This is a genomic window from Nocardioides nematodiphilus, from assembly GCF_020216525.1.
GTDB classification, from domain to species: Bacteria; Actinomycetota; Actinomycetes; order Propionibacteriales; family Nocardioidaceae; genus Nocardioides; species Nocardioides nematodiphilus.
In genome coordinates this window covers 17,237-41,141 of the sequence record NZ_JAIWOY010000010.1, presented here as the reverse complement: position 1 = coordinate 41,141, position 23,905 = coordinate 17,237, and the positions used below count along the sequence as shown (strand labels likewise).

At 70.4% G+C, this 23,905-nt stretch carries 25 protein-coding genes; 4 read left to right on the top strand and 21 right to left on the bottom strand.

What is annotated here, in order from left to right; translation table 11 throughout:
- Positions 1–36 precede the first annotated feature (36 nt).
- The 13 genes from KSO98_RS15340 to KSO98_RS15280 all read right to left on the bottom strand — a co-directional run bounded on the left by KSO98_RS15340 (position 37) and on the right by KSO98_RS15280 (position 9,705).
- A complete protein-coding gene (locus tag KSO98_RS15340; protein WP_225286553.1) occupies positions 37–741 on the bottom strand; it encodes a type 1 glutamine amidotransferase in 705 nt (234 codons plus the stop codon).
- Positions 742–783: 42 nt separating this feature from the next.
- Positions 784–2,103, bottom strand: coding sequence for a FliI/YscN family ATPase (locus tag KSO98_RS15335; RefSeq protein WP_225286552.1), 1,320 nt, complete (start codon positions 2,101–2,103; stop codon positions 784–786).
- A 2-nt stretch (positions 2,104–2,105) separates the two neighbouring features.
- The gene (locus tag KSO98_RS15330) at positions 2,106–2,882 is read right to left on the bottom strand and encodes a FliH/SctL family protein (RefSeq protein WP_225286551.1); all 777 of its coding nucleotides are present in this window, start codon (positions 2,880–2,882) and stop codon (positions 2,106–2,108) included.
- The gene (gene fliG, locus KSO98_RS15325) at positions 2,866–3,906 is read right to left on the bottom strand and encodes a flagellar motor switch protein FliG (protein WP_225286550.1); all 1,041 of its coding nucleotides are present in this window, start codon (positions 3,904–3,906) and stop codon (positions 2,866–2,868) included. Before fliG ends, KSO98_RS15330 begins: the two co-directional genes overlap by 17 nt.
- Positions 3,907–4,000: 94 nt before the next feature.
- A complete protein-coding gene (gene fliF, locus KSO98_RS15320) occupies positions 4,001–5,599 on the bottom strand; it encodes a flagellar basal-body MS-ring/collar protein FliF (protein WP_225286549.1) in 1,599 nt (532 codons plus the stop codon).
- Between the two features lie 10 nt (positions 5,600–5,609).
- Positions 5,610–6,098: a flagellar hook-basal body complex protein FliE gene (fliE, locus tag KSO98_RS15315; protein WP_225286548.1), complete on the bottom strand. Its 489-nt coding sequence runs from the start codon at positions 6,096–6,098 to the stop codon at positions 5,610–5,612.
- A gap of 1 nt (position 6,099) precedes the next feature.
- Complete coding sequence (locus KSO98_RS15310) at positions 6,100–6,492, bottom strand: flagellar basal body rod protein FlgC (RefSeq protein WP_225286546.1); 393 nt, start codon at positions 6,490–6,492, stop codon at positions 6,100–6,102.
- Between the two features lie 2 nt (positions 6,493–6,494).
- Positions 6,495–6,860, bottom strand: coding sequence for a flagellar basal body rod protein FlgB (gene flgB / locus KSO98_RS15305; protein ID WP_225286544.1), 366 nt, complete (start codon positions 6,858–6,860; stop codon positions 6,495–6,497).
- A gap of 200 nt (positions 6,861–7,060) precedes the next feature.
- Positions 7,061–7,543 (bottom strand): hypothetical protein, encoded by a 483-nt coding sequence (locus KSO98_RS15300; protein WP_225286542.1) that lies wholly within the window; start codon positions 7,541–7,543, stop codon positions 7,061–7,063.
- Positions 7,543–7,905, bottom strand: a complete 363-nt coding sequence (locus KSO98_RS15295; protein ID WP_225286541.1) for a response regulator — start codon at positions 7,903–7,905, stop codon at positions 7,543–7,545. Before KSO98_RS15295 ends, KSO98_RS15300 begins: the two co-directional genes overlap by 1 nt.
- A 68-nt stretch (positions 7,906–7,973) precedes the next feature.
- Positions 7,974–8,432 (bottom strand): chemotaxis protein CheX, encoded by a 459-nt coding sequence (locus tag KSO98_RS15290; RefSeq protein WP_225286540.1) that lies wholly within the window; start codon positions 8,430–8,432, stop codon positions 7,974–7,976.
- Entirely contained in the window at positions 8,429–8,818 is a 390-nt protein-coding gene (locus KSO98_RS15285) for a response regulator (protein ID WP_225286539.1), read from the bottom strand. The genes KSO98_RS15290 and KSO98_RS15285 overlap by 4 nt, the downstream gene beginning before the upstream one ends.
- Complete coding sequence (locus KSO98_RS15280; RefSeq protein ID WP_225286644.1) at positions 8,815–9,705, bottom strand: CheR family methyltransferase; 891 nt, start codon at positions 9,703–9,705, stop codon at positions 8,815–8,817. The genes KSO98_RS15285 and KSO98_RS15280 overlap by 4 nt, the downstream gene beginning before the upstream one ends.
- Positions 9,706–9,805: 100 nt before the next feature.
- On the opposite strand from KSO98_RS15280, the gene KSO98_RS15275 reads away from it, so the two are divergent.
- Genes KSO98_RS15275 through KSO98_RS15265 form a run of 3 tightly spaced genes read left to right on the top strand, consistent with a single transcriptional unit; the run spans position 9,806 to position 12,870 of the window.
- Entirely contained in the window at positions 9,806–11,137 is a 1,332-nt protein-coding gene (locus KSO98_RS15275; RefSeq protein WP_225286538.1) for a hypothetical protein, read from the top strand.
- Positions 11,134–11,763, top strand: coding sequence for a class F sortase (locus KSO98_RS15270; RefSeq protein ID WP_225286537.1), 630 nt, complete (start codon positions 11,134–11,136; stop codon positions 11,761–11,763). The genes KSO98_RS15275 and KSO98_RS15270 overlap by 4 nt, the downstream gene beginning before the upstream one ends.
- A gap of 42 nt (positions 11,764–11,805) precedes the next feature.
- Complete coding sequence (locus tag KSO98_RS15265; RefSeq protein ID WP_225286536.1) at positions 11,806–12,870, top strand: protein-glutamate methylesterase/protein-glutamine glutaminase; 1,065 nt, start codon at positions 11,806–11,808, stop codon at positions 12,868–12,870.
- 60 nt (positions 12,871–12,930) lie between these two features.
- Here the strand turns inward: KSO98_RS15265 and KSO98_RS15260 are convergent, their stop codons facing one another.
- Positions 12,931–16,167, bottom strand: coding sequence for a M12 family metallo-peptidase (locus KSO98_RS15260; RefSeq protein ID WP_225286535.1), 3,237 nt, complete (start codon positions 16,165–16,167; stop codon positions 12,931–12,933).
- 167 nt (positions 16,168–16,334) lie between these two features.
- On the opposite strand from KSO98_RS15260, the gene KSO98_RS15255 reads away from it, so the two are divergent.
- A complete protein-coding gene (locus tag KSO98_RS15255) occupies positions 16,335–17,315 on the top strand; it encodes a glycosyltransferase (RefSeq protein ID WP_225286534.1) in 981 nt (326 codons plus the stop codon).
- Positions 17,316–17,333: 18 nt separating this feature from the next.
- Here the strand turns inward: KSO98_RS15255 and KSO98_RS15250 are convergent, their stop codons facing one another.
- The 7 genes from KSO98_RS15250 to KSO98_RS15220 form a co-directional block, all read right to left on the bottom strand.
- Positions 17,334–18,425: a glycosyltransferase family 2 protein gene (locus KSO98_RS15250; protein WP_225286533.1), complete on the bottom strand. Its 1,092-nt coding sequence runs from the start codon at positions 18,423–18,425 to the stop codon at positions 17,334–17,336.
- The gene (locus KSO98_RS15245; protein ID WP_225286532.1) at positions 18,425–19,546 is read right to left on the bottom strand and encodes a glycosyltransferase family 2 protein; all 1,122 of its coding nucleotides are present in this window, start codon (positions 19,544–19,546) and stop codon (positions 18,425–18,427) included. Before KSO98_RS15245 ends, KSO98_RS15250 begins: the two co-directional genes overlap by 1 nt.
- The gene (locus KSO98_RS15240; RefSeq protein ID WP_225286530.1) at positions 19,546–20,664 is read right to left on the bottom strand and encodes a glycosyltransferase; all 1,119 of its coding nucleotides are present in this window, start codon (positions 20,662–20,664) and stop codon (positions 19,546–19,548) included. Before KSO98_RS15240 ends, KSO98_RS15245 begins: the two co-directional genes overlap by 1 nt.
- On the bottom strand, positions 20,664–20,996 hold the full coding sequence (locus KSO98_RS15235) for a hypothetical protein (RefSeq protein ID WP_225286529.1): 333 nt from the start codon (positions 20,994–20,996) through the stop codon (positions 20,664–20,666). Before KSO98_RS15235 ends, KSO98_RS15240 begins: the two co-directional genes overlap by 1 nt.
- The gene (gene fliS, locus KSO98_RS15230; RefSeq protein ID WP_225286528.1) at positions 20,989–21,390 is read right to left on the bottom strand and encodes a flagellar export chaperone FliS; all 402 of its coding nucleotides are present in this window, start codon (positions 21,388–21,390) and stop codon (positions 20,989–20,991) included. Before fliS ends, KSO98_RS15235 begins: the two co-directional genes overlap by 8 nt.
- 12 nt (positions 21,391–21,402) lie before the next feature.
- Positions 21,403–22,830 carry a flagellar filament capping protein FliD gene (gene fliD, locus KSO98_RS15225; protein ID WP_225286527.1) on the bottom strand — a complete coding sequence of 476 codons (1,428 nt, stop codon included), beginning with the start codon at positions 22,828–22,830 and terminating at the stop codon, positions 21,403–21,405.
- Between the two features lie 125 nt (positions 22,831–22,955).
- Entirely contained in the window at positions 22,956–23,798 is an 843-nt protein-coding gene (locus KSO98_RS15220) for a flagellin N-terminal helical domain-containing protein (protein WP_225286526.1), read from the bottom strand.
- Positions 23,799–23,905: the final 107 nt, after the last annotated feature.

Here is a 23,905-nt window from a genome sequence, read left to right as displayed (position 1 = left end):
GCCTTCCTTCGGCATATCGTTCGTACCCAAACGATATCAGCGCGGCGCGATCCGGTCCAGGAATCCGTCGACCAGAAGTGCGGCCCGCCCGGCGGCGTCGGCCTGGAGGCGGTCCGTCTCGGTGAGCATCATCCCGGCGTCGAATCCGGCCGCGCGGGCGCCGGCGTAGCCGCCGTTGTCCAGCCAGCCGAGCAGGGAGGCGCCCGTCAGCTCGGGATGGAACTGCACGGCCAGGTTGCGCCGCAGCGCGAAGGCCTGCGGCGCGGCGCCGTTGCTGGCGAGCAGCTCGGCGTCCGGCGGTGTCACCCACCGGTCGAAGTGCCACTGGAACCACGGCCCGCCGGGCACCACGGACTCATCCACGGAGTGCACGTCGGTCCAGCCGATCTCGGCGTGCGCGGCCCGCTCGACCGAGCCGCCGTGCGCGGCGGCGAGAACCTGGCCGCCGAAGCAGATCCCGAGCACCGGCACGCCCGCGGCGTCGGCCGCCCGCACCTGCGCGATCTCGTCGTGGATCCAGGCGCCGATCGTGGCCTCGTCGTAGACGGACCAGATCGCGCCCAGGACGACGACGGCGTCGTAGGCGGTGAAGTCGGGGAAGTCCACCGCGATCCCGGGGGCGTCGAAGTGCTCGGGTGGGATCGCGAGGAAGTGCTCCAGCTGGTAGCCGCGGCGCTCGAGCTGCTCGCCGATGGGGCCGATGGGGGAGGTGTGGTCGTGGGCCACGACGAGCGCGCGCATGCGCCTCATGCTAGCCGCTCGTTCGGATCCAAACGAGAGGAATCAGCGGGCGATCGAGGCGAGCTCGGCCCAGGTCCGATCGGTGGGGGAGGACTCGTCCATCGCCTGCTGCAGGAAGGCCTCGATGTGCGACATCCGGGCGATGGCCGCGTCCGCGACCGGGTCGGTGCCGGCGACGTACGCGCCGATCTCCACGAGCTCCTTGACGTTGCGATACGCCGCCAGCATCCGTCGTACGGAGCGGGCGTCCTCCTTCTGCTCGGGGGTGCAGACCGCCGAGGTGAGTCGCGAGATCGACTCGAGGACGTCGATGGAGGGGAAGTGCCCGGACGTGGCGAGCTCGCGCGAGAGCACGACATGGCCGTCGAGGATCGACCGGGCGGTGTCGCCGATCGGGTCCTGGAGGTCGTCGCCCTCGACGAGCACGGTGTACAGGCCCGTGATCGAGCCCTCCGGGGAGGTGCCGGCGCGCTCGAGCAGGCGGGGCATGAGGCCGAAGACCGACGGCGGGTAGCCGCGGGTGGCGGGCGGCTCGCCGGCCGAGAGGCCGATCTCGCGCTGGGCCATGGCCACGCGGGTCAGCGAGTCCATCATCAGCACGACGTCCTTGCCGGAGTCGCGGAACCACTCGGCGATCCGGGTCGCCACGAAGGCGGAGCGCAGGCGCTCGACGGCGGGCGCGTCCGAGGTCGCCACCACCACGACCGAGCGGGCCAGGCCCTCGGGTCCGAGGTCGTTCTCCAAGAACTCGCGCAGCTCGCGGCCGCGCTCGCCGACCAGCGCGATCACCGAGATCTCCGCGTCCGTGCCGCGGGCGATCATCGAGAGCAGGGAGGACTTGCCCACGCCGGAGCCGGCCATGATGCCGAGGCGCTGGCCGCGGCCGACCGGCACGAGCGCGTCGAGGGCGCGTACGCCGAGCCCGAGCGGCTCCTTGATCAGCGGGCGCTTCAGCGCATTGGGAGTGTCGGCGTCGACGCTGACCGACTCGAGCCCGAGCCCGTCCAGCGGAGGGCCGTCGTCGATCGGGCGGCCGAGGCCGTCGAGCACGCGCCCGCGCAGGGCCTCGCCGACCTGGATGCGCAGCGGGCCTCCGGTGTGCCGGACGCGGTCGCCGATCCGGACGCCGTTGAGCGGGCCCAGCGGCAGGCAGACGGCGCCCTCGGGGCGCAGCGCGACCACCTCGGCGAGCAGCTCGCGCTCGCCGGGGGTGTTGCGGAGGACCTCGACGAGGTCGCCGGAGGCGAGCGGGAGGCCGGTGATGAGCAGGTGGAGGCCGGCGAGCTCGACGACGGTGCCGAGGGTGCGCGGCAGCGCGGCAGCGAGGGCCTTCGCGCGCAGCTCCGGAGTCAGGACGGCCATCGTCACGAGAGGACCTGGCGGACCCGCTCGGTCGCCTCGGAGATGCGGAGATCGGCGATGCTGCCGTCGGTCTCGACGAGGGCGTCGACGCGGCTGAGCGAGGGGTCGGCGACGAGCGTGACCCCCGCCTCGCGCAGCTGCGCGACGGCGTGGTCGGTGACGACGGAGGGGTGCAGCCGGACGGTCGCGAGACCGGCGTCGGGCAGGACCTTGAGGACGCGGCGGACCACGTCGGAGCTCTCCGCGACCGCGACCTCGCGGTCCATCAGCGCCGCGGTGAGCTCCCAGGCCAGGCCGCTGGCCTGTCCCTCGATGCGGGTGGCGAGGCTCTGCAGCAGCGAGCGCACCTCGTTCGCGGCCTTCACCAGACCGGCGACGGCCGCCTCATGCTCCTGGGCGCGATGCGCCTCGGTCTCGGCGTTGAGCTCGGCGATGTCCTGCGCCACCTGCGCAGCCTCGGCGGCCGCGGCCCGACGGCCCTCGGCCCAGCCGACCGAGTAGCCCTGCGCCCGGGCGGTGGCCCGGGCCTGCTCGGCGACCTGGCCGAGCAGAGAGTCGGCGAGCTCGGTGGCGAGCAGCATCGAGTCGCCGCGCCGGTCCGCGGTGCCCTGCTTCAGGTCCGGGGTGGCCAGCGCGTCGTACGCGTCCTCGCCGTGCTCGCCGCCGCGCAGGAGCGCACCCTGGTGGCTGGCCCCGAGGGTGGGACCGCCGTACGGGTGGGCGGGGACGCCCCCGAACAGGGCGCCGCGCGCGTGGCTCTCCTCAGACGACGAACTCATCGTCATTTCCGCGCCGGACCATGATCTGGCCCTGCTCCTCGAGCTGTCGGATGGTACGGATGACGGCCTGCTGGGCCTCCTCGACCTGCGCGAGGCGGACGGCGCCGAGCAGCTCGACCTCCTCGATGAGGTTCTCCGCGGCACGCGCCGAGAGGTTCGAGGTGATCTTGGTCTTGACCGCCTCGCTGACGCCCTTGAGGGCGAGCGCGAGGTCGCCGGCGTCGACCTGGCGCAGCACCTGCTGCACCGAGCGGTCGTCGAGGCCGATGATGTCGCCGAACATGAACATCCGGCTCTTGACCTCGTCGGCGAGGTCCGGGTCGAGGCCCTCGAGGCCGTCGATGATGGAGCGCTCGGTCGGGCGGTCGGAGCGGTTGATGACGTTGACCAGGGACTCGATGCCGCCGACGCGGGACATCTCGGCCGGCTGCAGCATCGAGGAGAGCTTGCGCTCCAGGATCGACTCGACGGTACGGATGATGTCGGGGTTGGTCTGGTCCATCACCGCGATCCGGTGGGCGACGATCGCCTGCTGGTAGGACGGGAGGCCCGACATCAGCAGCGAGGCCTTGTCCGGGGTCATGTGGGCCAGCACCAGCGCGATCACCTGCGGGTGCTCGTCGGCGATGAAGCCGCGCAGCTGGGCCGGGTCGGCCCGGTGCAGGAACTGGAAGGGCATCTGGACGTGGGCGGCGTGCAGCCGCTCCATGATCTCGCGGGCCCGCTCCGGGCCCAGCGACTGCTCCAGCACCGACTGGGCGAAGGCGAAGCCGCCCTGCGAGATGTGGGCGTGCGCCGACATCAGGTCCCGGAACTCGGTCAGCACGCTGTCGGTCTCCGAGGAGGAGATCCGGTCCAGGCGCGCGATCTCGGCCGAGATGGTCTCGACCTCGCCGTCGCTGAGGTGCTCCATCACCTGCGCGGCACGTTCCTTGCCGAGCTGGATCAGCACGATCGCGGCCTTGCGGACGCCGAGCTGTCCGATCGCGCTGTTGGCGCCACCGCCCATGGTCATGACACTCATCGACGTACTCCCCGGCTCGAAAGGCGCTGCGCTCCGGGTGCCGATGAGGCTCGATGCACGCGGTGGTGGATGGTCCGCTGGCTAGGGTCGCTCATCAGGAACGCTCCACCAGCCAGCCGCGCAGCAGCGAGGCGACGTCTTCCGGCTGGCTGTCCACGAGCTGGTTGAGCTCGGAGCGCAGCGACTTGGCGTGCTCGTCCTCCGCGGCCGCAGCGGCCTCGAGGGCGGCGATGGCCGGGTTCGGCTCCTCCAGCTCGGCGGCTCGGGCGGCGGCGTCGGCGCGCAGCTGCTCGACCACGTACGAGGTGGCGTCCTCGCGGGCCTTGGCCCGGCGGCGACCACGGATCCAGGCGAGCAGGATGATCAGGGCGATCACGCCGGCGATGCCACCGTCGCGGATCAGCTTCATCCGCTGGGCGTGGTCGGCAGCGGCCTGGGCGGCCTTGATCTGGGCCTGGGCGGCCTGCTCGGCAGCGTGGTTGAACGGCATCGTGGTGACGTCGATCGTGTCCCCGCGGGCGGCGTTGATGCCGATGGCGTTGGCGATCAGCGTCTTGACCTGCGCCGGCGAGATCGCGCCCAGGGCGGCGGTGTCGAGCACGACGCCGATGTGCTGGCTCTCGAGCGTGCCCGGGCCCTTGATGGTCTTCTGGCGGGTCTGGTCGACCGCGTTGGTCGAGGACGAGTCGCGCTTGTTGTAGGTCGAGTTCGCGCCACCGGTGGTGGTCGGGTCCATCTGGCCGTCCGGACCGACGATGCCGCCGGCCTGGGTGCCTGCGCCCGCCCCCTTGTAGTTCTCCTCGCTCGCGCTCTGGGTGAGCGCCGGCGGGTTCTTGTCCTTGCCGTACGTCAGCGAGTCGGTTGTCTGCTGGTCGAAGTTGAGGACCGAGTTGACGCTGTAGGTCGCGTTGCCGACGCCGATGACCGGGTCCAGTGCGTCCTGGATCTGCTTCTGCACACCGGCGTTGTACGCGGCGGTGGCCTCGGCCTGCGTCGAGGCCATCCCCTCCGGGGTGTCGTCGCGCGTGGTCAGGACGTTGCCGAGCTGGTCGGTGACGGTGACGTCGTTGGGATCGAGGCCGTCGATGCTCGCGGCGACGAGGTGGACGACCGCCTGGACCTGCTCGCTGCTGAGCGTGGTGCCGGGCTTCAGCGAGAGCAGCACGGAGGCGGTGGTCGGGTCCTGGGTGTCGGAGAAGACCTTCTTCTCCGGGATCGCGAGGTGGACGACCGCGGTCTGCACGCCGTCGATCGCCTCGAGGGTGTTGTCGAGCTCGCCCTCCATCGCGCGCTTGAAGTCGGTCTGCTCCTTGAAGTCGGAGGTCGACAGGCTCTGCTTGTCCAGCAGGCTGTAGCCGCTGTCGGTGCTGTTGCCGGCGGGGAGGTCCTGGCCGGCCAGCGCGATGCGGGTCGAGTAGACCTCCTTCTGTGGCACCTCGATCGTCGCGCCGCCGTCACCGAGCTGGTAGGCGACGCCCTCCTTGTTGAGCTCGTCGATCACCGCGGAGGCGTCCGAGCCCGACAGGTTCGTGTAGAGCGGCGCGTACGAGGGCGCCGACACCCACCGGAAGACGAGGAAGGCGGCCAACAGCAGGGCGCCGGAGCCGACGATGGCGACGGCCTTCTGGCCGTTGCTGAACTCGCTGAAGGCACGCCGGTAGCGGCCCAGCAACTGGGTCAGGTTCTCGCGCATGGTTTCGGCCTCAGACCTGCATGTTCATGATCGACTGGAACGACTGCACCGCAGCGTTCTTCAGCGAGACGGTCAGCTGGGTGGCGGTCGAGGCCTCAGCGGCCGCGATCGTGTAGTCGTGGATCGCGTTGAGGTCACCGGTAGCGGCCTGCACGGAGAGGTTGGAGCTGGTGTTCTGCAGGCCCTCGAGGCGGTCGACGCCCTGGGAGAGCAGCGACCCGAACTCAGCGCCGGAGCCGGAGCCGGCACTCGGCGCGGTCGCGGCCAGACCCTGGGCCTGGCTGGCTGCGATCGCCTGCGATCCGGTGTCCGTGGCCTGCACCGCGTCGGTCGGCGTCGATCCGCCGGCCGCGTTGAGCAGCGCGTCGAAGCTGGCACCGTTCGCGGCACCGGCGCCGCCGGCCGCAGCGGCCTGGGCATCGCTCAGGTAGTCGGCGGTGGGGGTGGCCGGCATCGCTGCCAGGGCGCCACCGATCGCCTCGATCCCGGAGACGCTCATATCACTTCTGTCCGATCGCGATAGCGGCCTGGTAGACGTCCTGGGCGGTCTTCGTCACCGAGACCGACGCCTGGAAGCCACGCTGCGCCATGATCAGGTCGCCCATCTGCGCCGACAGGTCCTCGTCGGGTGCGCGGACGTAGCCGTTGGCGTCGGCGAGCGGGTTGTCCGGCATCGAGACCATCCGGCCGTTCGGGTCGCCCTCGGCGATGCCGGTGACGCGGACGCCGCCGGTGGAGTCGGCCTGGAAGATCGGGTACTGGACCTGGAACGCGTTCTCGCTGGTGGGCTTGTACGTGTTCACGTTCGAGATGTTGTTGCCGATCGCGTCGAGCCAGACCTGGTGGGCGCCGAGGCCTTCGCTGGCGATCCGAAGCATGTTGAAAGCGCTCATCGTCACATCACCGTCGCTTGCTGGGTCAGCTGGTAGTGGGCGGCGATCGCCTGGCCGAGCACCTGGTACTGGTACTGGGTCTGGATCATCGCGACCTGCTCCTTGCGGAGGTCCACGTTGTTCCCGTTGGCCCCGACCGGCGTGTCGGTGGGGGTCTCCTGGACGTTCAGCGTCGGCAGCACGTTGTCCTCGACGGCACCGCCGCCGATCGCCTCGCGCAGCGAGGTCTCGAAGTCGACACTGGTCGCCCGGAAGTTCGGGGTGTCGATGTTCGCGAGGTTGTTGGACGTGACGTTCTGGCGCGTCGAGAGGCCGTTGAGAGCTGCGTGCAGCACCTCGGACACGGCGTCGGAGACGGCGAAGGACACGGGAGCCTCCAGTCGGGGAGTGCTTGGAGAATGTGCCGATCCGTCGGCGGGGGCTGAGCTGTCCTTGCTCGCCTAGTCCTTCGGCCATCCGGCCAGGCACCTGAGAGGCGGCCGCCACCTAAATGCGAAAAGTGGCAGGCAGTCGTCCGTACGGACTACTGCCTGCCGACCTTTCGGTGGATCCGGGAGCGGTGCTGGCCCTAGTTCATGAGGACGACGGAGACGTGCCCGGCGCCGTAGCCGGCGATGTCGACGTGGAAGTCCTCGCGCCGGCCGAGCGTGAGCGCCATCGCGCGCGCCTGCGGCGAGAGCGTCTTGCCGGCCGGGTGCACCTCGTGCAGCCGCAGGTGGTCGTGGTTGGGCACGTTGAACATCGCGGAGGCGATGTTCAACACCTCGAAGAGGTTCGCCTTGAGGACGTCGGTGAGCTCGCCCTCCTCGATGCACTCGTCGGCACCGGCCACCGGGACCAGCCCGATGGCGGCGCCGGCGTAGGCCGAGAGCTCGATGTCGAGGACCATCACCGCACTGATGCGCAGCTGGTCGTCGACGAAGACCGCGACCGTCGTCGGAGTGCTCGGCCCGGGCGCCTGGGGTGCCGCCGGCGTGAGGGTGATGTCACGGTCGAGCAGATCCGCGAACAGGTCGCGGATCTGCTTCGGAACCGGGAGATGGGTGGGCATCAGATGAGACCCGCGAGGTGCTCTTGGAACGTCTCGGCGGTGAACGGCTTCGCGATGAGGAACAGCGCGCCGGTGGACTTCGCGCGAGCGCGCATGTCCTCGGAGCCCTCCGAGGTGACGAAGCCGAACGGGATCGTGCTGCCGCTGCCGCGCAGGGCGGCGAGGCAGTCGATGCCGTTCATCTCCGGCATGTTCCAGTCCGACAGGATCAGGTCCGGCTTCTCCGCAAGCGCCTTCTCGAGGCAGTCGCGGCCGTTCTCGGCCTCGACGATGTCGTGGCCGCCGTAGCCGGCCTGGCGGAGGGTGCGCACCACGATCTGGCGCATGACTCTGCTGTCGTCAGCGACGAGGATCTTCGACATGGGTAGATCGACCTTCTTGTTGCTATGGGTGAGACGGTTGCCCGATCGGTGGCTCTCGGGGGAGTGTCTCAGGACGGGCTGTGGACGCTGACGCGGACCGGCTCGCCGGCCCAGCGGGCGTCGAAGCGCGAGACCTCGCGCAGGTCACTGGAGTGCGCGGCGCGACCGGCGGCGACCACCGGCAGGGTGAGCGCGGACGGGCCGGGCATGAGGCTCTTGATGTTGCCGCCCACCATGTTGACCAGCTCGCCGACGGCGTCGGCGACCTCGGCGTCGTCGAGGGCCTCGCTCTCGTCCATCGCCATCATCAGGCGGGTGAGGCTGAACGCCAGGTTCTTCGACAGCTCGATGGTGACCGTGCCGGTCCAGCCGCCGTGGATGCTGACCGCCGAGGACCAGGCGTCGTCGGCGCCGAACGGGCCGTCGGCGTCGTAGGCGGGCAGCAGCGGCTCCTCGTCACCGAGGAAGCTGCTCCAGACCTGCTCGACGATCGCGTGGACGTCGGTCATCTCAGGTGCGATGGTCATGCGGGGATTCCCTTTCCGGAGAGGCCGAGCAGCTCGAGCTTCTCGACGATGGCGTCAGGCGTGAACGGCTTGATGACGTACTCGTGGGCACCGGCGGCGAGGGCCTTGACGATCTGGCCCTGCTCGGACTCGGTGGTGACCATCATCAGCGTCACGTTGCGCCACTCGGGGCGCTTGCGGACCTCGGTGATGAACGTGTAGCCGTCCATCACGGGCATGTTCCAGTCGATGAGGCACAGATCCGGCGCGAAGCCGGCCTCCATCAGATCGAGCGCCTCCTGGCCGTGGCCGGCCTCGGCGGTCTCGAAGTCGAGGCCGGTGATGATGCGACGCAGGATGCTGCGCATCGCTCGAGAGTCGTCGATGATCATGGCTCGCTGGGTCATGGTCGTGCTCCTGTCAGGGACCCCGAGGCGATGTGTGGATGGGGCCGCGGTACGGCGATGGTGCTGGCGGCCTGGGTGGCCGGGCGGTGCGCCTGGACGCGGCCGATCTGCTCCCGGTCCCACATGGCGTTGAGATCGGCCGGCAGGTCGAGCGTGGTCTCCGAGGAGCCCAGCAGCAGGTAGCCGTCCGAGGCCACATGGGGATGGATCCGTCGCAGGATTCCATGCCGGGTGGGCTGGTCGAAGTAGATCAGCACGTTCCGGAGCAGAACCAGGTCGAAGGTCCCGATCATCGGGAACGGCTCGGCGAGGTTGAGATGACGCGTCCGGACCAGCGAGCGCAGGCTGGGCACGACCTCCCACTCGGTGCCGGCGCGATTGAAGTACTTGACCAGGCTGGTCGCGGGCATGCCGCGGTTCATCTCGACCTGGCTGTAGCGGGCGTTCTGGACGCGGCTGAGCATCGCCGTGGAGACGTCGGTGGCGAGGATGTCCACCGTCCACCCGGGCGGCAGGTGCTGGTCGAGGAGCATCGCGATCGAGTACGCCTCCTGGCCGCTCGAGCAGGCCGCGGACCAGATCGACAGGCGTCGGCGGTCGGCGCGCGCGGCGAGCAGCGCGGGCAGCATGGTCTCGGTGAAGGCCTGGTACGGCGCGTTGTCGCGGAACCAGCTGGTCTCGTTGATGGTGAGCGCGTCGATCGACTTCTGCCGCTCGACCGGATTGCGCATCACCAGCTGGACGTACTCGTCGATCGAGGAGCACCCCGCCTGCACGGAGAGCGGATGGAGGCGCGCCTCCACCAGATACTCCTTGCGTGGCTCGTAGATGATCGACGTCTCCCTGAGCACCAGGGACGCGATCAGCTCGAAGCTCGCGGGTGCCATGCTCACGGGTAACAGGATCGGCAGCGGCCCTCGACGTCTGAGGCGGAACTGTTACCCGGTCGAGGCCTAACTAAATGGCCGGTGAGTCGTTGCGCCAGTCATGCACACCTCTCTCGGCCTTCGCGCCGGCGCCGTCATCGGCGCCGTCTCCCTGGCGGCCCTCGCAGCCAGCCCCGCATTCGCGGCAGACCCCGTCTCGCAGGCGACCGCCCAGTCGCTCCAGCTGTCGATCGCCGGCAACACCGGCATCTCGCAGATCGTCACCGCCACCAACGACGGCACGTCGCAGACCAAGAACGACGCGAGCACGATCCCCACCATCGCGGGTGTGCTCCCGGGCAACAACGCGCTCGGCGCCGGTGTCGCCCCGCAGGACGCGGGCGCGAACGCCAACGGCACCTCGTACGCCTGCGCCGGCATCGCCGGCACCGGCGGCGGCATCGTCCACACCGGTAACACCGCGTGCAACATCAACGGGGCTCCCCTGACCCTCTCCCTGGGGAGCCTCAACCTCGGCACGGCCACCCTCGACCCGGCGAGTGCACTCGGCGCCGCGCTCAAGCCGCTGACGGGCACGGTCCTCGACCCGCTCATCCAGCAGCTGCAGCAGGCCCTGCTCACGCCGCTGACGTCCGCCCTGTCGAGCTCGCCGCTCGGCAGCGTGCAGCTCGGTGGCACCCTCAGCGCCATCGAGGCGACCTGCGCCGCCACGCCGACCAAGGCGACCGGTGACACCCACCTGGTGGACACCCAGGGCGGCAGCGCCAACACCCCGATCACGGCCACGATCGGCGGCCAGAAGGTCACCCTCGTCGACCTGCCGGCCAACCCGCCGGCCAACACCCATCTGCTGGTCAACCTCGACACCGTGACCCAGACCCTGATCGACGCGATCAAGGTGCAGCTGAACAACACGCTCGCCGGACCGAGCACGGGCACCCCGCTCGCGGCGCTCGCCACCGGTCTCGGCACCGGGCTGCAGACCCTGCAGGACTCGCTGATCACCCAGCTGGTCAAGCAGTTGCAGCCGGCGCTGCAGCCGCTGCAGAAGAACGTCCTGGACGTGACGCTCAACAAGCAGGTCGTCTCCGATGGCGGCCGCAAGATCGACGTCACCGCCCTCGACCTGCAGGTCCTGCCGGCCGCGTCCTCCTTCACCGGCAGCTCGCTGGTCAGCGGTCAGATCGGTGAGGTCACCTGTGGCCCGAACGCCGGTCGCCAGGTCGCCACCACGCCGCAGGGCAACGGCAAGCCCGTCCCGCAGCAGCACCACCACCCGGCGGCCCCGCAGGGTGGCGTGCCCACCGCGGTCGACGCGGGCGTCTCCGGTGACTCGGGCAGCCACAACATGCCGCTCATGATCGGCCTGGGCGGACTGGTCGCCACCTACGCCGCGGGTGCGACGTACCTGTTCCGCCGCTTCCGCTCGTGACCGACGCACCTGCCCCGGCTCCGCGCGAGACCTCGTCTCGGCGGAGCTGGGGCGCCGTCGGCGTCGCCACCGTGCTGGCCCTGCTGGCCGCGGCGCTCCTCTACTACATCGTCACGCCGCACGACGACGCCCCGCCGCCGCTCGCCTCGCCCGCGCAGACGAAGCCGACCGGCTACCACCTGGTGGTCAGCTCGCTGCACATCGACGCCCCGATCGTCTCGATCGCGATGACGCCGGCGCGGGTGCTGACGCCGCCGGCCAACCCGCGCGAGGTCGGCTGGTGGGACGACTCGGCCAAGCCGGGCGCGACGGACGGCCAGACGATCATCGCCGGCCACACCGTGCACACCGGCGGTGGCCAGTTCGACCACCTCGGCACGATCAAGAAGGGTGCGCGGATCGAGATCATCCGCAACCGGCACACCGAGGAGTACGTGGCGACGAAGGTCTTCACGCTCTCCAAGAAGGACGTCTCGGACCAGGCGCCGGAGCTCTTCGGGCAGAAGCGTCACCCGAACCGGCTGGTGCTGATCACCTGCGGCGACTGGACGGGCAGCGAGTACCTCACGAACGTCTTCGTGTACGCCCGCCCGCTCGGGGACCAGCAGATGTCGGCGGCGGTCTAGCCGAGCACTCAGGAGGATCCCGTACGCGCCGATGGTGCTGCTGTGATTCGAGTGCTGGTGGTGGACGATTCGGCGCTGGTGCGGCGACTGATCACCACGGCGCTGGCCGAGGCCCAGGACATCGAGGTCGTCGGCGTCGCGCGCGACGGGATCGACGCGATCGAGAAGTGCGATGAGCTCGTCCCGGACGTGATCACCCTCGACGTGGAGATGCCGCGACTCGACGGTCTGGGCGCGCTCGCCGAGATCCGCAGCCGGCATCCGCGGATGCCGGTCATCATGTTCTCGACGCTGACCGAGCGCGGCGCGTCCGCGACCCTCGAGGCGCTGTCGCGCGGCGCGTCGGACTACGTCACCAAGCCGACCAACACCGGCTCGGTCCGAGAGGGCCTCGAGTCGGTCCGCGAGCAGCTGATCCCGCGGATCCGCGCGCTCGCCGGGATGCGACGACTCGCCCCGATCCAGCGCGCGCCGCGCGCCGAGCGCCCGGCGGCGGTCGCTCCGCCCGTCGTCGCGCGCCGTCGTCCGGGCGGGCCCTCGGAGGCACTCCTCATCGGCTGCTCCACCGGCGGGCCCGACGCGCTGGCGAAGGTGCTGGCCGCGCTCCCCGGCGACCTGCCGGTCCCGGTCCTGGTCGTCCAGCACATGCCTCCGGTCTTCACCGCGATGCTTGCCCAGCGACTCGACAAGCTCTCGCCCCTGTCCGTACGGGAGGCGGCGGTCGGTGACGTGCCGAAGCCCGGCGAGGTCCTGATCGCCCCGGGCGACTGGCACATGCGGGTCGAGACCCGCGCCGGCACCGTGCAGGTGTCGCTCGACCAGGGCCCGCAGGAGAACTTCTGCCGACCGGCCGTCGACGTCCTCTTCCGCTCCGCCGCCGCCGTGTACGGCGGCCGGTGCGTCGCTGCGATCCTCACCGGCATGGGCCACGACGGGGTCGAGGGGGTCCGCCTCCTCCAGGAGGCCGGTGCCCCGATCTACGCACAGGACGAGGCCAGCTCCGTGGTCTGGGGGATGCCCGGCGCGGTCGCCCAGGCGGGACTCGCCACCGAGATCCTGCCTCTTGTCCAGCTGTCGGCCAAGCTCACCGCCGCCGTCCGCCGCTGACCGAACGTACAAGACCTCCCGCGCCCTGCGCGGGAGGTCTCGTACGTCGCTGCTAGCTGATCACGACACTGTCAGGGAGGTCGGCACCCCGGTGTACGCGGTGCTCGCCCCCGGCGTGATCGTCCAGGTACCGGCGGTCAGTCCGTTCAGACCGGCCACGAAGAGCCCGTTCTTGGTGGTGAAGGCCGGGTAGACCGTGCCGCCGTGCGCGACGGTGAACCGCACCGCGGCCGGTGCCACGACACCGGTCCGTGTCGACGCGTCGGGCCAGGGGTTCGCCGTCGTCACCCGGAAGGTGATGTACGCGACGCCGGCCGGCACGGAGCCCGGATCCGCGACGATCGTGAGCGCTGCCGGCTTCACCTGGATGGCGGCCTGCGTCCCGGTCGAGTCCTCGAACGGGATCGCGGCCACGGCGGGGTAGTAGGTCGTCCGCGCGGTCTCGACCGTGACCGTGCCGGTCGCGCCGACGGGCACCGGGTTCTTCACCGCGATCCGGAACCAGCCGCGGGCGTCCGTCGTCGCACCGATGCGCTTCACCACGGTCTTGCCCGCCCAGTCGGTGTAGGTGATGGCCGCGGTGACCGGGATGCCCACGGGCATGGTGGGGGTGCCGTCGTAGTCGGCGACCAGGCGACCGGCGATGCTCGTGGCGAGGTTGGTGATGAGCTCGTCCTCGTGGAAGCCGTCGGTGGTGAACGCGGTGACGCCGTTGATGTTGAACGACTCGTCGTCGAAGGCGAGCGACGGGTCGCTCAGCACGGACAGGTGCCCCGAGGAGTCGACGATGGCGGCAGGCACGATCGCCGACTTCGCGATCGTCGCCTTGAGCACGCCTCCCGGGAGCGTCGGGACGGCCTTCAGGCTGTACGACGCCACCCCCGCGGCGTCGGTGGTGCCGGTCCCGAGGGTGCGGGTGACCTCCTGGTGCGTCACGGCGTCGGTGTAGACGACGCTGAACGTCACGGGGACGCCGGTGACCGGCGCGTCGTCGGTGGCGACGGTCGCCGTGATCGGGGTCGCCACCCCGGGGATCGCGACGACGTCGTCGCCGAGGGTGAGGGTGGTGTCGTCGGCGGTGAAGCACGGCGCCGGTGTCGCGGTCACACTCTGCTCGACCTTGGTGTCCTGGGCCGCGTAGACCCCGGTGGCGAGGGTGTCGATCGCATAGCTGGCTGCCGGGACGGCGGCCGTACGGGCGTTGACGTGACCGCGGATGTCGCTGCGCACCACCGTCGCCTTGAGACCGGTGAAGATGCGGGCGTTCGCGCCGTAGACCGGGCGGCCGTACTGGTCGGTGACCGTGCCGAGGATGGTGGCGGCGTTGCCGGTGCAGAGGTCCACCGCGGCGTCGGTCTGGCCCGCCACCGCGAGCGTGAGGTGCGGTGCGGGCTGGGCGGTGGTGCGCAGCTGGAAGGTGGCCTTCTTCGACTGGGCGGGCGCGCCGGAGGGCTTGACCAGCGCGGTGACGGTCACCGATCCCTTGGCGGTGGCCGGGCAGGTCAGGGTGGGGGTGGCGACCGTCGGGTCGCTGAACCTGCAGGACGTGTTGTTGCTCGTCCAGGCCCACAGCGTGCCGGCCGCCGGGACGTCGCCCTGGGCGTAGTCGACCTGGAGCGTCATCGGGATGCCGGGCGTGCGGGTCAGGGCGTTGATGTCGCCGAGGACGAACGAGCCGTCGTCGCTGTCGGCGCCGCCGGGTGCGTCGGTGGCCGTCGCCTCGATCGTGTAGTCGCCCTGGGCGCCGTAGGAGGAGTAGGAGATGCCGTTGGTGTTCGGGGCACCGCCGTTGCCGCCACCGGAGACGACGATGCGGTAGGTGTGAGCCGTCGTGGTCTCGGGCAGGTAGAAGGACGTGTCCAGACCGCCGGTCGGATGGCTGTAGCCCGCCGTGGAGATGGTCAGGCTCGGGTTCATCCCGTCGGCGACCGCCACGTTGTCGGTGGTGTCCACGACGTCGAGCGCGAGGTCGAGATTGGTGGGGCTCGCGGTGGGCGTGGCGCGGATGAGCACGCCGCCCTGACCGGTGTAGGTGTAGGTGTCCGAGTCGGCGTCGCTGAGGATGCTTCCGTCCTCGGAGGAGCCCTCGCTGAGGCTGGTCGCCGAGGCATCGGCGGCGTTGTCGCTGTCCGCGTAGCCGAGGGTCGAGGCGATGATGCCGATCTCGTCCTGATGGACCTTCTTGCCGTCGACCATGCCGTTGAGGCGGGCGCTGGCGAACTCGCCCTTAGACCACTGGCCCATCGCGGCGCTGTAGGAGGTGCCCATGATCGGCCCCCAGGTGGTCGTGCCGGGGTAGTACTCACTGCTCGCACCCTCATGGGTGAGACCGAGGGTGTGCCCGACCTCGTGCGAGGCGGCCTGCGCCGTCATGTGGCCGGAGCCGCCGCCCGAGCCGCCGAAGATGAGTGCCGGCTGCCAGTACATCGGGTTGTCGGTGGTGGCGTGCGTGGTCGCGCCGAGCCAGGCGATGCCGCCCTTGCCCGTCGACGTGCTGGAGGTGAGCAGCGCCTGCGTGCCGTACACGTCGTCGGTGTCGCTCGAGCGGCTGATCTGGGCGTCGGTCGTCGGCGCCAGCGTGACGTTGACGTCGAAGGCCGCGTAGTCGGCCGCCACCTCGAGGTAGATCGTCTGGAGCTGCGCCAGGTCGTCGGCGTCGAAGGCCGGGTCGGTGTCTCCGTACGTGAACGCCTGGAACGTGAGCGTGCTCGCGCGCAGCGACGAGGCCGGGTAGTTGTTCCACGCCCGGTCGGTGTAGGTGGCGCCGCGCGGGTCGAGGAAGATCGTGTGCGTCGAGCTCGGCCGGCTCGCGAGGGTGAAGGTGTCGGACAGGGCGACGCCGGCGGGCCCGGTGGCGCTCAGGTCCGTGCCGCTGGTGGTGAGGCCCGGGTTCTTGCCCGTGGCCAGGGCGCCCGCCTTCGGCAGCGTGTTGTTGGCCGGGTCGTTCATCGCGATGGCGTGGTCCGGATCGAAGGCCGGCGGCTCGGTGGCCAGCACCTGCGGCGCGGGGACCAGGTCGTCGACCGGCTGCGAGACGCTGCTCCGCGTGCCCGGGGCGACGGCATGCGGCCGGAAGGTCGGCACGTGACCGGCGCCGGCCGGCGGCACGCTCGGGTCGATGCCGCTCGCGGCCGAGGAGCCGGTGACCGAGGAGCGCAGCGGGGCCGACGACCCCGATGGGTCCGGCGTGCTGCCCAGGCCCGGGATCGATGCGAGGTGGCTCAGCGCCACGACGGCGGCGAGCGCGGCCGCTGCGGACGCGGCGAGCTGCAGGTTCGACTTCACGAGGGTTCCCATCCGTGGGCAGACACTTCCTATCCGGCTCCATCGGCCGGGCACCTGCGCCGCAGGAGGCAAACCCCGCAAACCCGTGGCCCGAACGGACTATGCGGTCTGGACCAGTCGGGCCCGGCCGGAGTCGTGGCCACTCCTCAGCACGGCCGCGTACGGGCCGATGGGCCACCGTGGCCACCCTCTCCGCCGTCGTGCTCGCGCGCGACGAGGCGCGCTCGATCGCACGATGTGTCTCCTCCCTGATCGGTCACGTCGACGAGGTGCTGGTCCTCGACACCGGCTCGGTCGACGACACCGTCGCCCGCGCCGTCGCGGCCGGCGCCCGGGTCGAGCACTTCGCGTGGGTGGACGACTTCGCGCTGGCCCGCAACCGGGCGCTCGAGCTGGCGACCGGCGACTGGCGGCTCGTCGTGGACGCCGACGAGTGGCTCGCCGAGGGTGTCGAGGAGATCGCGGCGCTGCGATCGCGGACGCCCGACTTCATCGGCGTCGTGGCCCAGGACAACGTCCAGAGCAGCGGGCAGCGCTCGATCACGTGGCTGCCGCGGCTGCTGCCGCGCGACGTGGCGTACACCGGCGCGATCCACGAGCAGCCCACGATGATCCACCCGGCCCGGCGCACCGGGATCAGGCTCGAGCATGACGGCTACCTGCGCGAGCAGCTCGACCGCAAGGACGGCCGCAACCGGATCCTGCTCGAGGCGGCCCTCGAGGCCGAGCCGGGCGACGCGTACCTCCGCTACCAGCTCGGCAAGGACCACGAGGTGAGCCACCGGTACGAGGCCGCCGCACCGCAGTACGCCGCCGCCTACGCCGCCACCGCGCTCGACGCCGCCTGGCGCCACGACCTGGTGGTCCGCTACCTGTTCACGCTCGCCAAGGCCGGCCGCACGGCCGACGCGCTGGTGATCGCGGAGGAGGAGCTGCCCCGCTGGCAGCACTCGGCGGACTTCTTCTTCGTGCTGGGCGACGTGCTCCTCGAGCACGCCACGTCGCATCCTGCGCAGGGCGCCCAGCTGCTCCCGCTGATCGACGACGCCTGGTCGCGCTGCCTCGAGCTGGGCGACACGCTCGAGCTCTCGGGCGCGGTCGTGGGCCGGGGCTCGCACCTCGCCGAGTACAATCTCAAGGTGCTGCGCGGCGAGCTCTGAGCCACCTCGTCGCCGTCGTCAGGCGGCGGCCAGCGCCCGGAAGCGGGCGGCCTGCTCGGCGTCGCCGAGCAGCTCGAAGTCCGCGGCGGCCTTGCGCGCCGCGAGCACGGTGGCGCGCTGGGTCAGCACGCCGGCGTACTCCTGCCTGTCCTGCAGGCCGGTGGCCTTCACCCAGTGCTCGAGGGACTGGACCGCGAGCCGCTCGGCGCGCTGGACGTCGCTCGCCCCGAGACTGTGCGCGAGGGCCCGCACCGCGCAGCCGCGGACGTAGTGGAAGTCGGGGGAGTCCGGCCAGGCGTCGGCCTCGATGTCGCACAGCCCGGAGGCCTCCTCGTGCCGACCGAGGCGCGTCAGCGTGAGGACCAGCCGCAGCGTCAGCCCGTGCGCCCAGGGCCGCTGCTCGGGCGCGGGACCCTCGCTCGGATGGAGGAGGTTGTAGGCCTGCACCAGGTGGGGGAGGGCGTCGTCGGGCCGGTCGCGGGCGTAGAACTCGTTGCCCAGCTGGAACCACAGGTACGGGTTCTGCGGGTCCTCCTCGATGCTCGCGACAAGCAGGGCGGTGTTGCGGCCCTCCTTGCGCTCCTTGTTCGCCGCCAGGTAGCCGTCGTGCCCGATCCGCAGGCCCAGGCGCAGCGCGTTGAGCTCCGGGTGGGGCTGCTCGTGCACCCGGCCGCGCCAGCTGGCCTCGCGGGGGAGCAGGCGCGCGAGCCGGCTGGTCGCCGCGGCCTCGTTGAGCGTGCCGTCCTCGCGGGACTCGAGCAGGTCGACGGTGCCGAGGAACGTCGGCACGCTCTGGCCGAGCTCGTCGAAGAGCGTCTTGGCGGCGTCGCGGTCGACGATCCACTCGTCGGCGTCGAGGACCAGTCGCCAGGGGTGGGTGGCGTGGGCGAGGGCGTGGTTGCGGGCGGCGGAGAAGTCGTCGATCCAGGTGAAGTGGTGGACGGTGGCGCCGTAGGACTCGGCGATCGCGACGGTGTCGTCGCTGGAGCCGGTGTCGACGACGACGATCTCGTCCACGAGTCCCTTGACGGACTCGAGGCAGCGGGCCAGGACGCGGGCCTCGTCGCGCACGATCATGGTCAGCGAGATGGGGAAGCGGCGACGGGCCATCAGACACCGGCCTTTCGGATCTGCTCGCCCTCGGCGAGCCGGCGGTAGCGCTCGGCGCTGTCGAGGTCGCCCATGGTGGCGTAGTCCTGGGCGACCCTCTGCGCGGCGAGGACGGTCGGGCGGGTCTTCAGGACCCCGCCGTGCTCCTGGCGGTCCTCGAGGGTGGTGGCATGGATCCACAGGCCCATCGAGGTGATCATCAGCTCCTCGGCGGCCCCCCGGTCGGTGTCACGCAGACTCAGTGCCTGGGCCCGGACGGAGCAGCCGAGGATGTAGTGGAAGCCGGAGGATGCCGCCCAGCTGGTGGCCTGCATCTCGCCCACCGCGACCGACTCCGCATGCCGGCCGACCTCGGTCAGCGCCAGCATCAGGCGGCAGACCAGCTTGTGCGCCCACGGCGCGCGGGCGTGGGCGACGGGCGTGCCGTCGCCCGGGTGGAGGAGGTTGAACGCCTGGATCAGCGGAGCGATCGCCGCCTCGTGCTGGAGGCGGCCCACGTGCTCCGAGCCCAGCTGGTACCAGAGGTAGGCGTTGTCGGGCTCGTCCTCGAGGCTCGCGATGAGCAGGTCGGCGTTGCGGCCGTCCTTGCGGTCCATCGCCGCGTCGGTGTACCCGTCGTGCCCGAGCCGGATCCCGAGCCGGATGCCGCTGAGCTTGGGGGTCACCTGCTCGTGGATGCGGCCGGTGTAGCGCACCTGGCTCGGCAACAGCCGGGCCTCCTCGTCGGGGACGTCGCCGTCGTCGATGGTGCCCTCGGCGCGTACCTGGAAGACGTCGAGGAACCCGGTGAAGTCGGGGACCTGCTGTCCGATCCGGTCGAGGACGGCGCGGGCGTGCTCGCGGTCGAGGACCCAGTTGTCCGCATCGAGGACGAGCCGCCACGGGTGGCTCGCTGCGGCCAAGGAGACGTTGCGTGCGGCCGCGAAGTCGTCGACCCAGGTGAAGTGGTGGACCGTGGCGCCGTACGACTCGGCGATCGCGACGGTGTCGTCGCTCGAGCCGGTGTCGACGACGACGATCTCGTCGACCAGACCCTGCACCGACTCGAGGCAGCGGCCGAGTGACGCGGCCTCGTCGCGCACGATCATCGCGAGCGAGATCGGGAAGCGCCGCCCGCCCATCAGACGGCCTGCTGCGCGGGCTCGCCGAGCGCGAGCCGGCGGTAGTGCTCCGCGTCCGCGTCGCGGCCCATGGCGGCATAGTCCTGCGCGGCCCGCTCCGCGGCGAGGACGGTGCCGCGGCCGGCGAGGATGCCGGCGTAGCGCTGCTGGTCCTCGAGCGTGGTGGCATGCACCCAGAGCCCCAGCGCGGAGACCATCAGGTCGTCGGCGCGGGCGCGGTCGGTCTCGCGCAGACTCACGGCCTGCGCGCGCACCGCGCACCCGAGCACGTAGTGCAGGTCGGGAGAGTCTGGCCAGGCCAGCGCCTCGATCTCGCCCAGGGCAACGGCGTCGTCGTGGCGTCCGGTGGCGGTCAGGGCCATCAGCAGGCGCATGGTGACGCGGTGCCACCAGTCGACCTGCCGAGGGGCCTGGGCGCCCGGCTGCGCGGGGTGGAGGAGGTTGTAGGCCTGCACCAGGTAGGGGAGCGCGTCGCTCTCACGGTCGCGGCTCACGTACTCGTTGCCGAGCTGGTACCAGAGGTACGCGTTCTCGGGGTCGGCCTCGAGCTCGCTGACGAGGATCTCCACGTTGCGGCCCTCCTTGCGGGCCATCGCGGAAGGCGTGTAGCCGGAATGACCGACCGTCAGGTGCAGTCGCACGGCACGGATCTCGGGGAAGGGCTGCTCGTGGATCCTGCCGACGTAGCTCAGCTGACGGGGCAGCAGGCGGATGAGGGACTGCGGCACGACGCCGTCGATCAGGGCGCCGCTCTCGTCGAGCTGGAGCATGTCGATCCCGCCGGCGAAGTCGGGCGTCAGGGAGCCGATCCTGTCGAAGAGCGTCGTGGCGGCGTCGCGGTCGACGATCCACTCGTCGGCGTCGAGGACCAGTCGCCAGGGGTGGGTGGCGTGGGCGAGGGCGTGGTTGCGGGCGGCGGAGAAGTCGTCGATCCAGGTGAAGTGGTGGACGGTGGCGCCGTAGGACTCGGCGATCGCGACGGTGTCGTCGCTGGAGCCGGTGTCGACGACGACGATCTCGTCCACGAGTCCCTTGACGGACTCGAGGCAGCGGGCCAGGACGCGGGCCTCGTCGCGCACGATCATGGTCAGCGAGACGGGGAAGCGGCGACGAGGCATCACACGGTGGTGTCGACGTAGACCGACGCCTGGCCCGCGGAGCGCGCCGACCAGTTCATCTTCTTCGACACCGAGGACTGGCGTCGCACTGCGGCGATCGCGTCGGGGAGCTGCTCGATCAGGATCTGCTGCCGGGCGGCCAGCTCAGCGGCCCGGTCGGCGAGGCCGGCCGGAAGGGGCGTCGTCAGCTCGGGCACGGCCCACTCGACGATCTCGGCCTCCTGCGCCGTCTGGCGATCGCCCAGGAGGTCCTCGGCCAGGTCGAGGTCACGCTCCAGCGCGTCGAGCGCATCGGTCCACTCGACGACCGCGGCATCGGTCGGATCAGACACTCGTCGTCGCCCGCTCTCTGGCGGCAAGAACGGCGGCCTTCTGCCAGGTGTCGCGCAACGCGCGGACGTGCGCGAGCACCTCCTTGGTGGCGCGCTGGTCCTTGCGGGTGTTGGCCTGGATGAGCCGCGTCTGGAGGTAGCCGTAGAGGGCCATCAGCTCGCGACCGCCCTTCCAGCCGTCGACCTCGAGGGTGGCCTGGAACTCGGTGATGATCGCCTGGGCGTGGACGAGCTGGATGCCGGCCTCGGTCCACTCGGCCTTCATCTGGGCACGGAGCCCGCGCTCGACGTCGAGCACGAGCCGGTCCCAGAGCTGAAGGAGAAGCTGCTCGGGGGAGGCGGTGCGCAGACTGCTGTTGGTGTACGCGCTGCGGGCCTGCTGGGCGAGAGACATGGGTCAGCTACCTCAGTTGTTGTTCTGCTGCCATCCGCTGTCCAGCGAGGAGAGCTGGCTGGAGATCCAGCTCTGCTGTGCCTGGAGCTTGGAGAGCACGGTGGTCAGGTTGTTGTAGACGGTCTCGAAGTTCGCCTGCTTGGCGGCGAGCCGGTCGTCCCAGGCGGCGATGTCGTCGTTGAGACCATCGATCTCGCTCGACATGCCCTTGATGTACGAGGTGAGGTAGCCGTCCTGGTAGGCCATCGGTCCCTTCATGAACGGCGAGGACGCCCCGGACCGGCTGTAGGCGGCCTGGTCGGCGGCCTTCTGGATCCGGCTGGCGAAGTTGTCGCTCTTCGGCGTGCCGTCGATGTTGTTGCCGGTGCCGACGAGGGCGGCCTGGACGGCCTCCGGGTCGGCGTCGTACGCCTTGTTGAACGTGGTGGGGTCGAAGGAGAAGCTGCCGTAGCGGTCGACGGAGACGCCCAGTCCCATCAGCGAGCGCCCGTTGATCGGGGTGAGGACGGAGCTGATCACGTCGGTGGCCACGGAGCGCAGCGTCGAGTCGCCGGGCAGGACGCCGCCACCGCTGGTCGTGCCGTTGGTGACCTGGCCGTAGGCGGTGGCGGTGTTGATCGAGTTGAGCAGATCGTTGAGCTGCCCGACGAATGCCTTCATCGCCGTCACGCGGCTGTTGCCGTCGTCGACGACGCCGACCGTCGCAGTGGTGCCCGCCGCCGTGCCCGGGGCGACGGTGATCTTCACGCCGGGCGTGATCTCGATGGTGTTGCTGTCGTTGTAGATGTCGACGTTGTTGACCGTGACGTGGGCCTGCTTCGCGGCGGTGTACGCCGCGGGTGCGAAGAGGTCGCCGCTGACGCCGTCGGTCGCCGAGATGGTGAAGTCCGAGGCCTTGCCGGTCTTGAGCGACGTCAGCTGGAGGACGGGCGTCGCGTTGCCGGAGGCGTCCTTGCCCTGGATGATCACCGCGCTCAGGTTCGACTTGGAGCTGGTCGCGTTGATGCCCCTGGCGATGTCCGTGAGCGAGCCGGTGCCGGAGTCGAAGGCGGCCAGCGTCTTGCCCTGGCCGTCCTTGATCGTGAAGTTGGTGTTCGCCGTGGTCGTGGTGTTGAACGACGCGGACGCGGCGGTGGCCGTGTCGGCGACGACGACGCTGACCGAGGAGGCCACCGCCGAGCTCGACGCGTTCACCGTGATCGCGGAGTTCGAGGAGGTGGCGGTCTTCTGGGACCACGTGCTGCCGGTGGAGAAGCTCGCGGCAGAGGTCGAGAGGGACGAGAGCGCGCTGTTGATGCTCTTGAGAGCGCTGACCTGGGCCTGCTCCTGGGCGACCGTGTTCTTGAGCTTGGTCTGGGGGACCGACTCCGCCGCCATCAGCTGCTTGATGATGGCGCTGGTGTCGAGGCCGCTCAGGCCACTGAACTGGATCGCGGGCATCGGGACAACTCCTAGGTCGGTGAAACACGTTCGGTGCCGGTGGGGCCGTGGAAGGCTCCACCGGCACCGAACGTGGTGATGCAGTGTTGCTAGGTGTTACGCGGCCTGATCGCTCAGGCCGAGGATCAGCCGAGCAGCGAGAGGACGCTCTGGGCAGCCTGGTTGGCCTGCTTGAGCATCGAGGTGCCGGCCTGCGACAGGATCTGGGTGCGGGAGTAGTTGCTCATCTCCTGCGCCATGTCCGTGTCGAGGATGGCGGAGTTGGACGCCTGCAGGTTGGTCTGGGTGACCGACAGGTTGTTGATGGTGTGCTGGAAGCGGTTCTGGTAGGCACCCAGGTTGGCTCGCAGGGTGGAGACCGAGCGCAGCGAGGTGTCCAGGTCGTCCAGCGCGTTGGACCACTGGCCGGCGGTGTCGGTGCCCGAGAGGGACGCGGCCGCGCCGAGCAGCGTGGAGCCGCCGAGGTCGTCGGTGATGCTGACCTCGATCTGGTTGCCGGCCTGCTTGGTCTTCGAGTTGGAGCCCACCTGGAAGAACAGGTCAGCCGAGCCGTCGAGCAGCTTCTTACCGTTGAACTCGGTGGTGTTCTTGATCCGGTCGAGCTCGGAGGAGAGCTGCTTGAGCTCGGTGGTGATGTTCGTCTTGGCGTACGAGTCGTTGGAGTCGTTCGCACCCTGGACGACGAGCTGACGCGAGCGCTGCAGGATCGACTGGACCTCGGTGAGGGCGCCGTCAGCGGTCTGAACGACGTTGATGCCGTCCTGAGCGTTGCGGACGGCCTGGCCGAGACCGTTGATCTGGGCGGTGAGACCCTGGCTGATCGCGAGGCCGGCGGCGTCGTCGGCGGCCTTGTTGATGCGCAGACCGGAGGAGAGGCGCTCGATGGAGGTCGACATCGAGGACTGCGTGCCGTTGAGGTTGCGGTAGGCGGTCAGGGAGTCGACGTTGGTGTTGATGCGGAGGCTCATGGTGATTCCTTCCTGGATTCAAGCCGGGTTCTTGGGGCCCGTCCGTGGGCCTTGCGGAGAGACTGATCGGCCCTGTCCGAGGCGGCCTTAGTCACACCACGGATTTA

Bases quoted from the DNA above. Each gene is read 5' to 3' on its own strand.
- KSO98_RS15340 (WP_225286553.1), bottom strand. From the start codon at position 741: ATGCGCGCGCTCGTCGTGGCCCACGACCACACCTCCCCCATCGGCCCC.
- KSO98_RS15335 (WP_225286552.1), bottom strand. From the start codon at position 2,103: ATGGCCGTCCTGACTCCGGAGCTGCGCGCGAAGGCCCTCGCTGCCGCG.
- KSO98_RS15330 (WP_225286551.1), bottom strand. From the start codon at position 2,882: ATGAGTTCGTCGTCTGAGGAGAGCCACGCGCGCGGCGCCCTGTTCGGG.
- fliG (WP_225286550.1), bottom strand. From the start codon at position 3,906: ATGAGTGTCATGACCATGGGCGGTGGCGCCAACAGCGCGATCGGACAG.
- fliF (WP_225286549.1), bottom strand. From the start codon at position 5,599: ATGCGCGAGAACCTGACCCAGTTGCTGGGCCGCTACCGGCGTGCCTTC.
- fliE (WP_225286548.1), bottom strand. From the start codon at position 6,098: ATGAGCGTCTCCGGGATCGAGGCGATCGGTGGCGCCCTGGCAGCGATG.
- KSO98_RS15310 (WP_225286546.1), bottom strand. From the start codon at position 6,492: ATGAGCGCTTTCAACATGCTTCGGATCGCCAGCGAAGGCCTCGGCGCC.
- KSO98_RS15300 (WP_225286542.1), bottom strand. From the start codon at position 7,543: ATGCCCACCCATCTCCCGGTTCCGAAGCAGATCCGCGACCTGTTCGCG.
- KSO98_RS15295 (WP_225286541.1), bottom strand. From the start codon at position 7,905: ATGTCGAAGATCCTCGTCGCTGACGACAGCAGAGTCATGCGCCAGATC.
- KSO98_RS15290 (WP_225286540.1), bottom strand. From the start codon at position 8,432: ATGACCATCGCACCTGAGATGACCGACGTCCACGCGATCGTCGAGCAG.
- KSO98_RS15285 (WP_225286539.1), bottom strand. From the start codon at position 8,818: ATGACCCAGCGAGCCATGATCATCGACGACTCTCGAGCGATGCGCAGC.
- KSO98_RS15280 (WP_225286644.1), bottom strand. From the start codon at position 9,705: ATGGCACCCGCGAGCTTCGAGCTGATCGCGTCCCTGGTGCTCAGGGAG.
- KSO98_RS15275 (WP_225286538.1), top strand. From the start codon at position 9,806: ATGCACACCTCTCTCGGCCTTCGCGCCGGCGCCGTCATCGGCGCCGTC.
- KSO98_RS15260 (WP_225286535.1), bottom strand. From the start codon at position 16,167: ATGGGAACCCTCGTGAAGTCGAACCTGCAGCTCGCCGCGTCCGCAGCG.
- KSO98_RS15250 (WP_225286533.1), bottom strand. From the start codon at position 18,425: ATGGCCCGTCGCCGCTTCCCCATCTCGCTGACCATGATCGTGCGCGAC.
- KSO98_RS15245 (WP_225286532.1), bottom strand. From the start codon at position 19,546: ATGGGCGGGCGGCGCTTCCCGATCTCGCTCGCGATGATCGTGCGCGAC.
- KSO98_RS15240 (WP_225286530.1), bottom strand. From the start codon at position 20,664: ATGCCTCGTCGCCGCTTCCCCGTCTCGCTGACCATGATCGTGCGCGAC.
- fliS (WP_225286528.1), bottom strand. From the start codon at position 21,390: ATGTCTCTCGCCCAGCAGGCCCGCAGCGCGTACACCAACAGCAGTCTG.
- fliD (WP_225286527.1), bottom strand. From the start codon at position 22,830: ATGCCCGCGATCCAGTTCAGTGGCCTGAGCGGCCTCGACACCAGCGCC.
- KSO98_RS15220 (WP_225286526.1), bottom strand. From the start codon at position 23,798: ATGAGCCTCCGCATCAACACCAACGTCGACTCCCTGACCGCCTACCGC.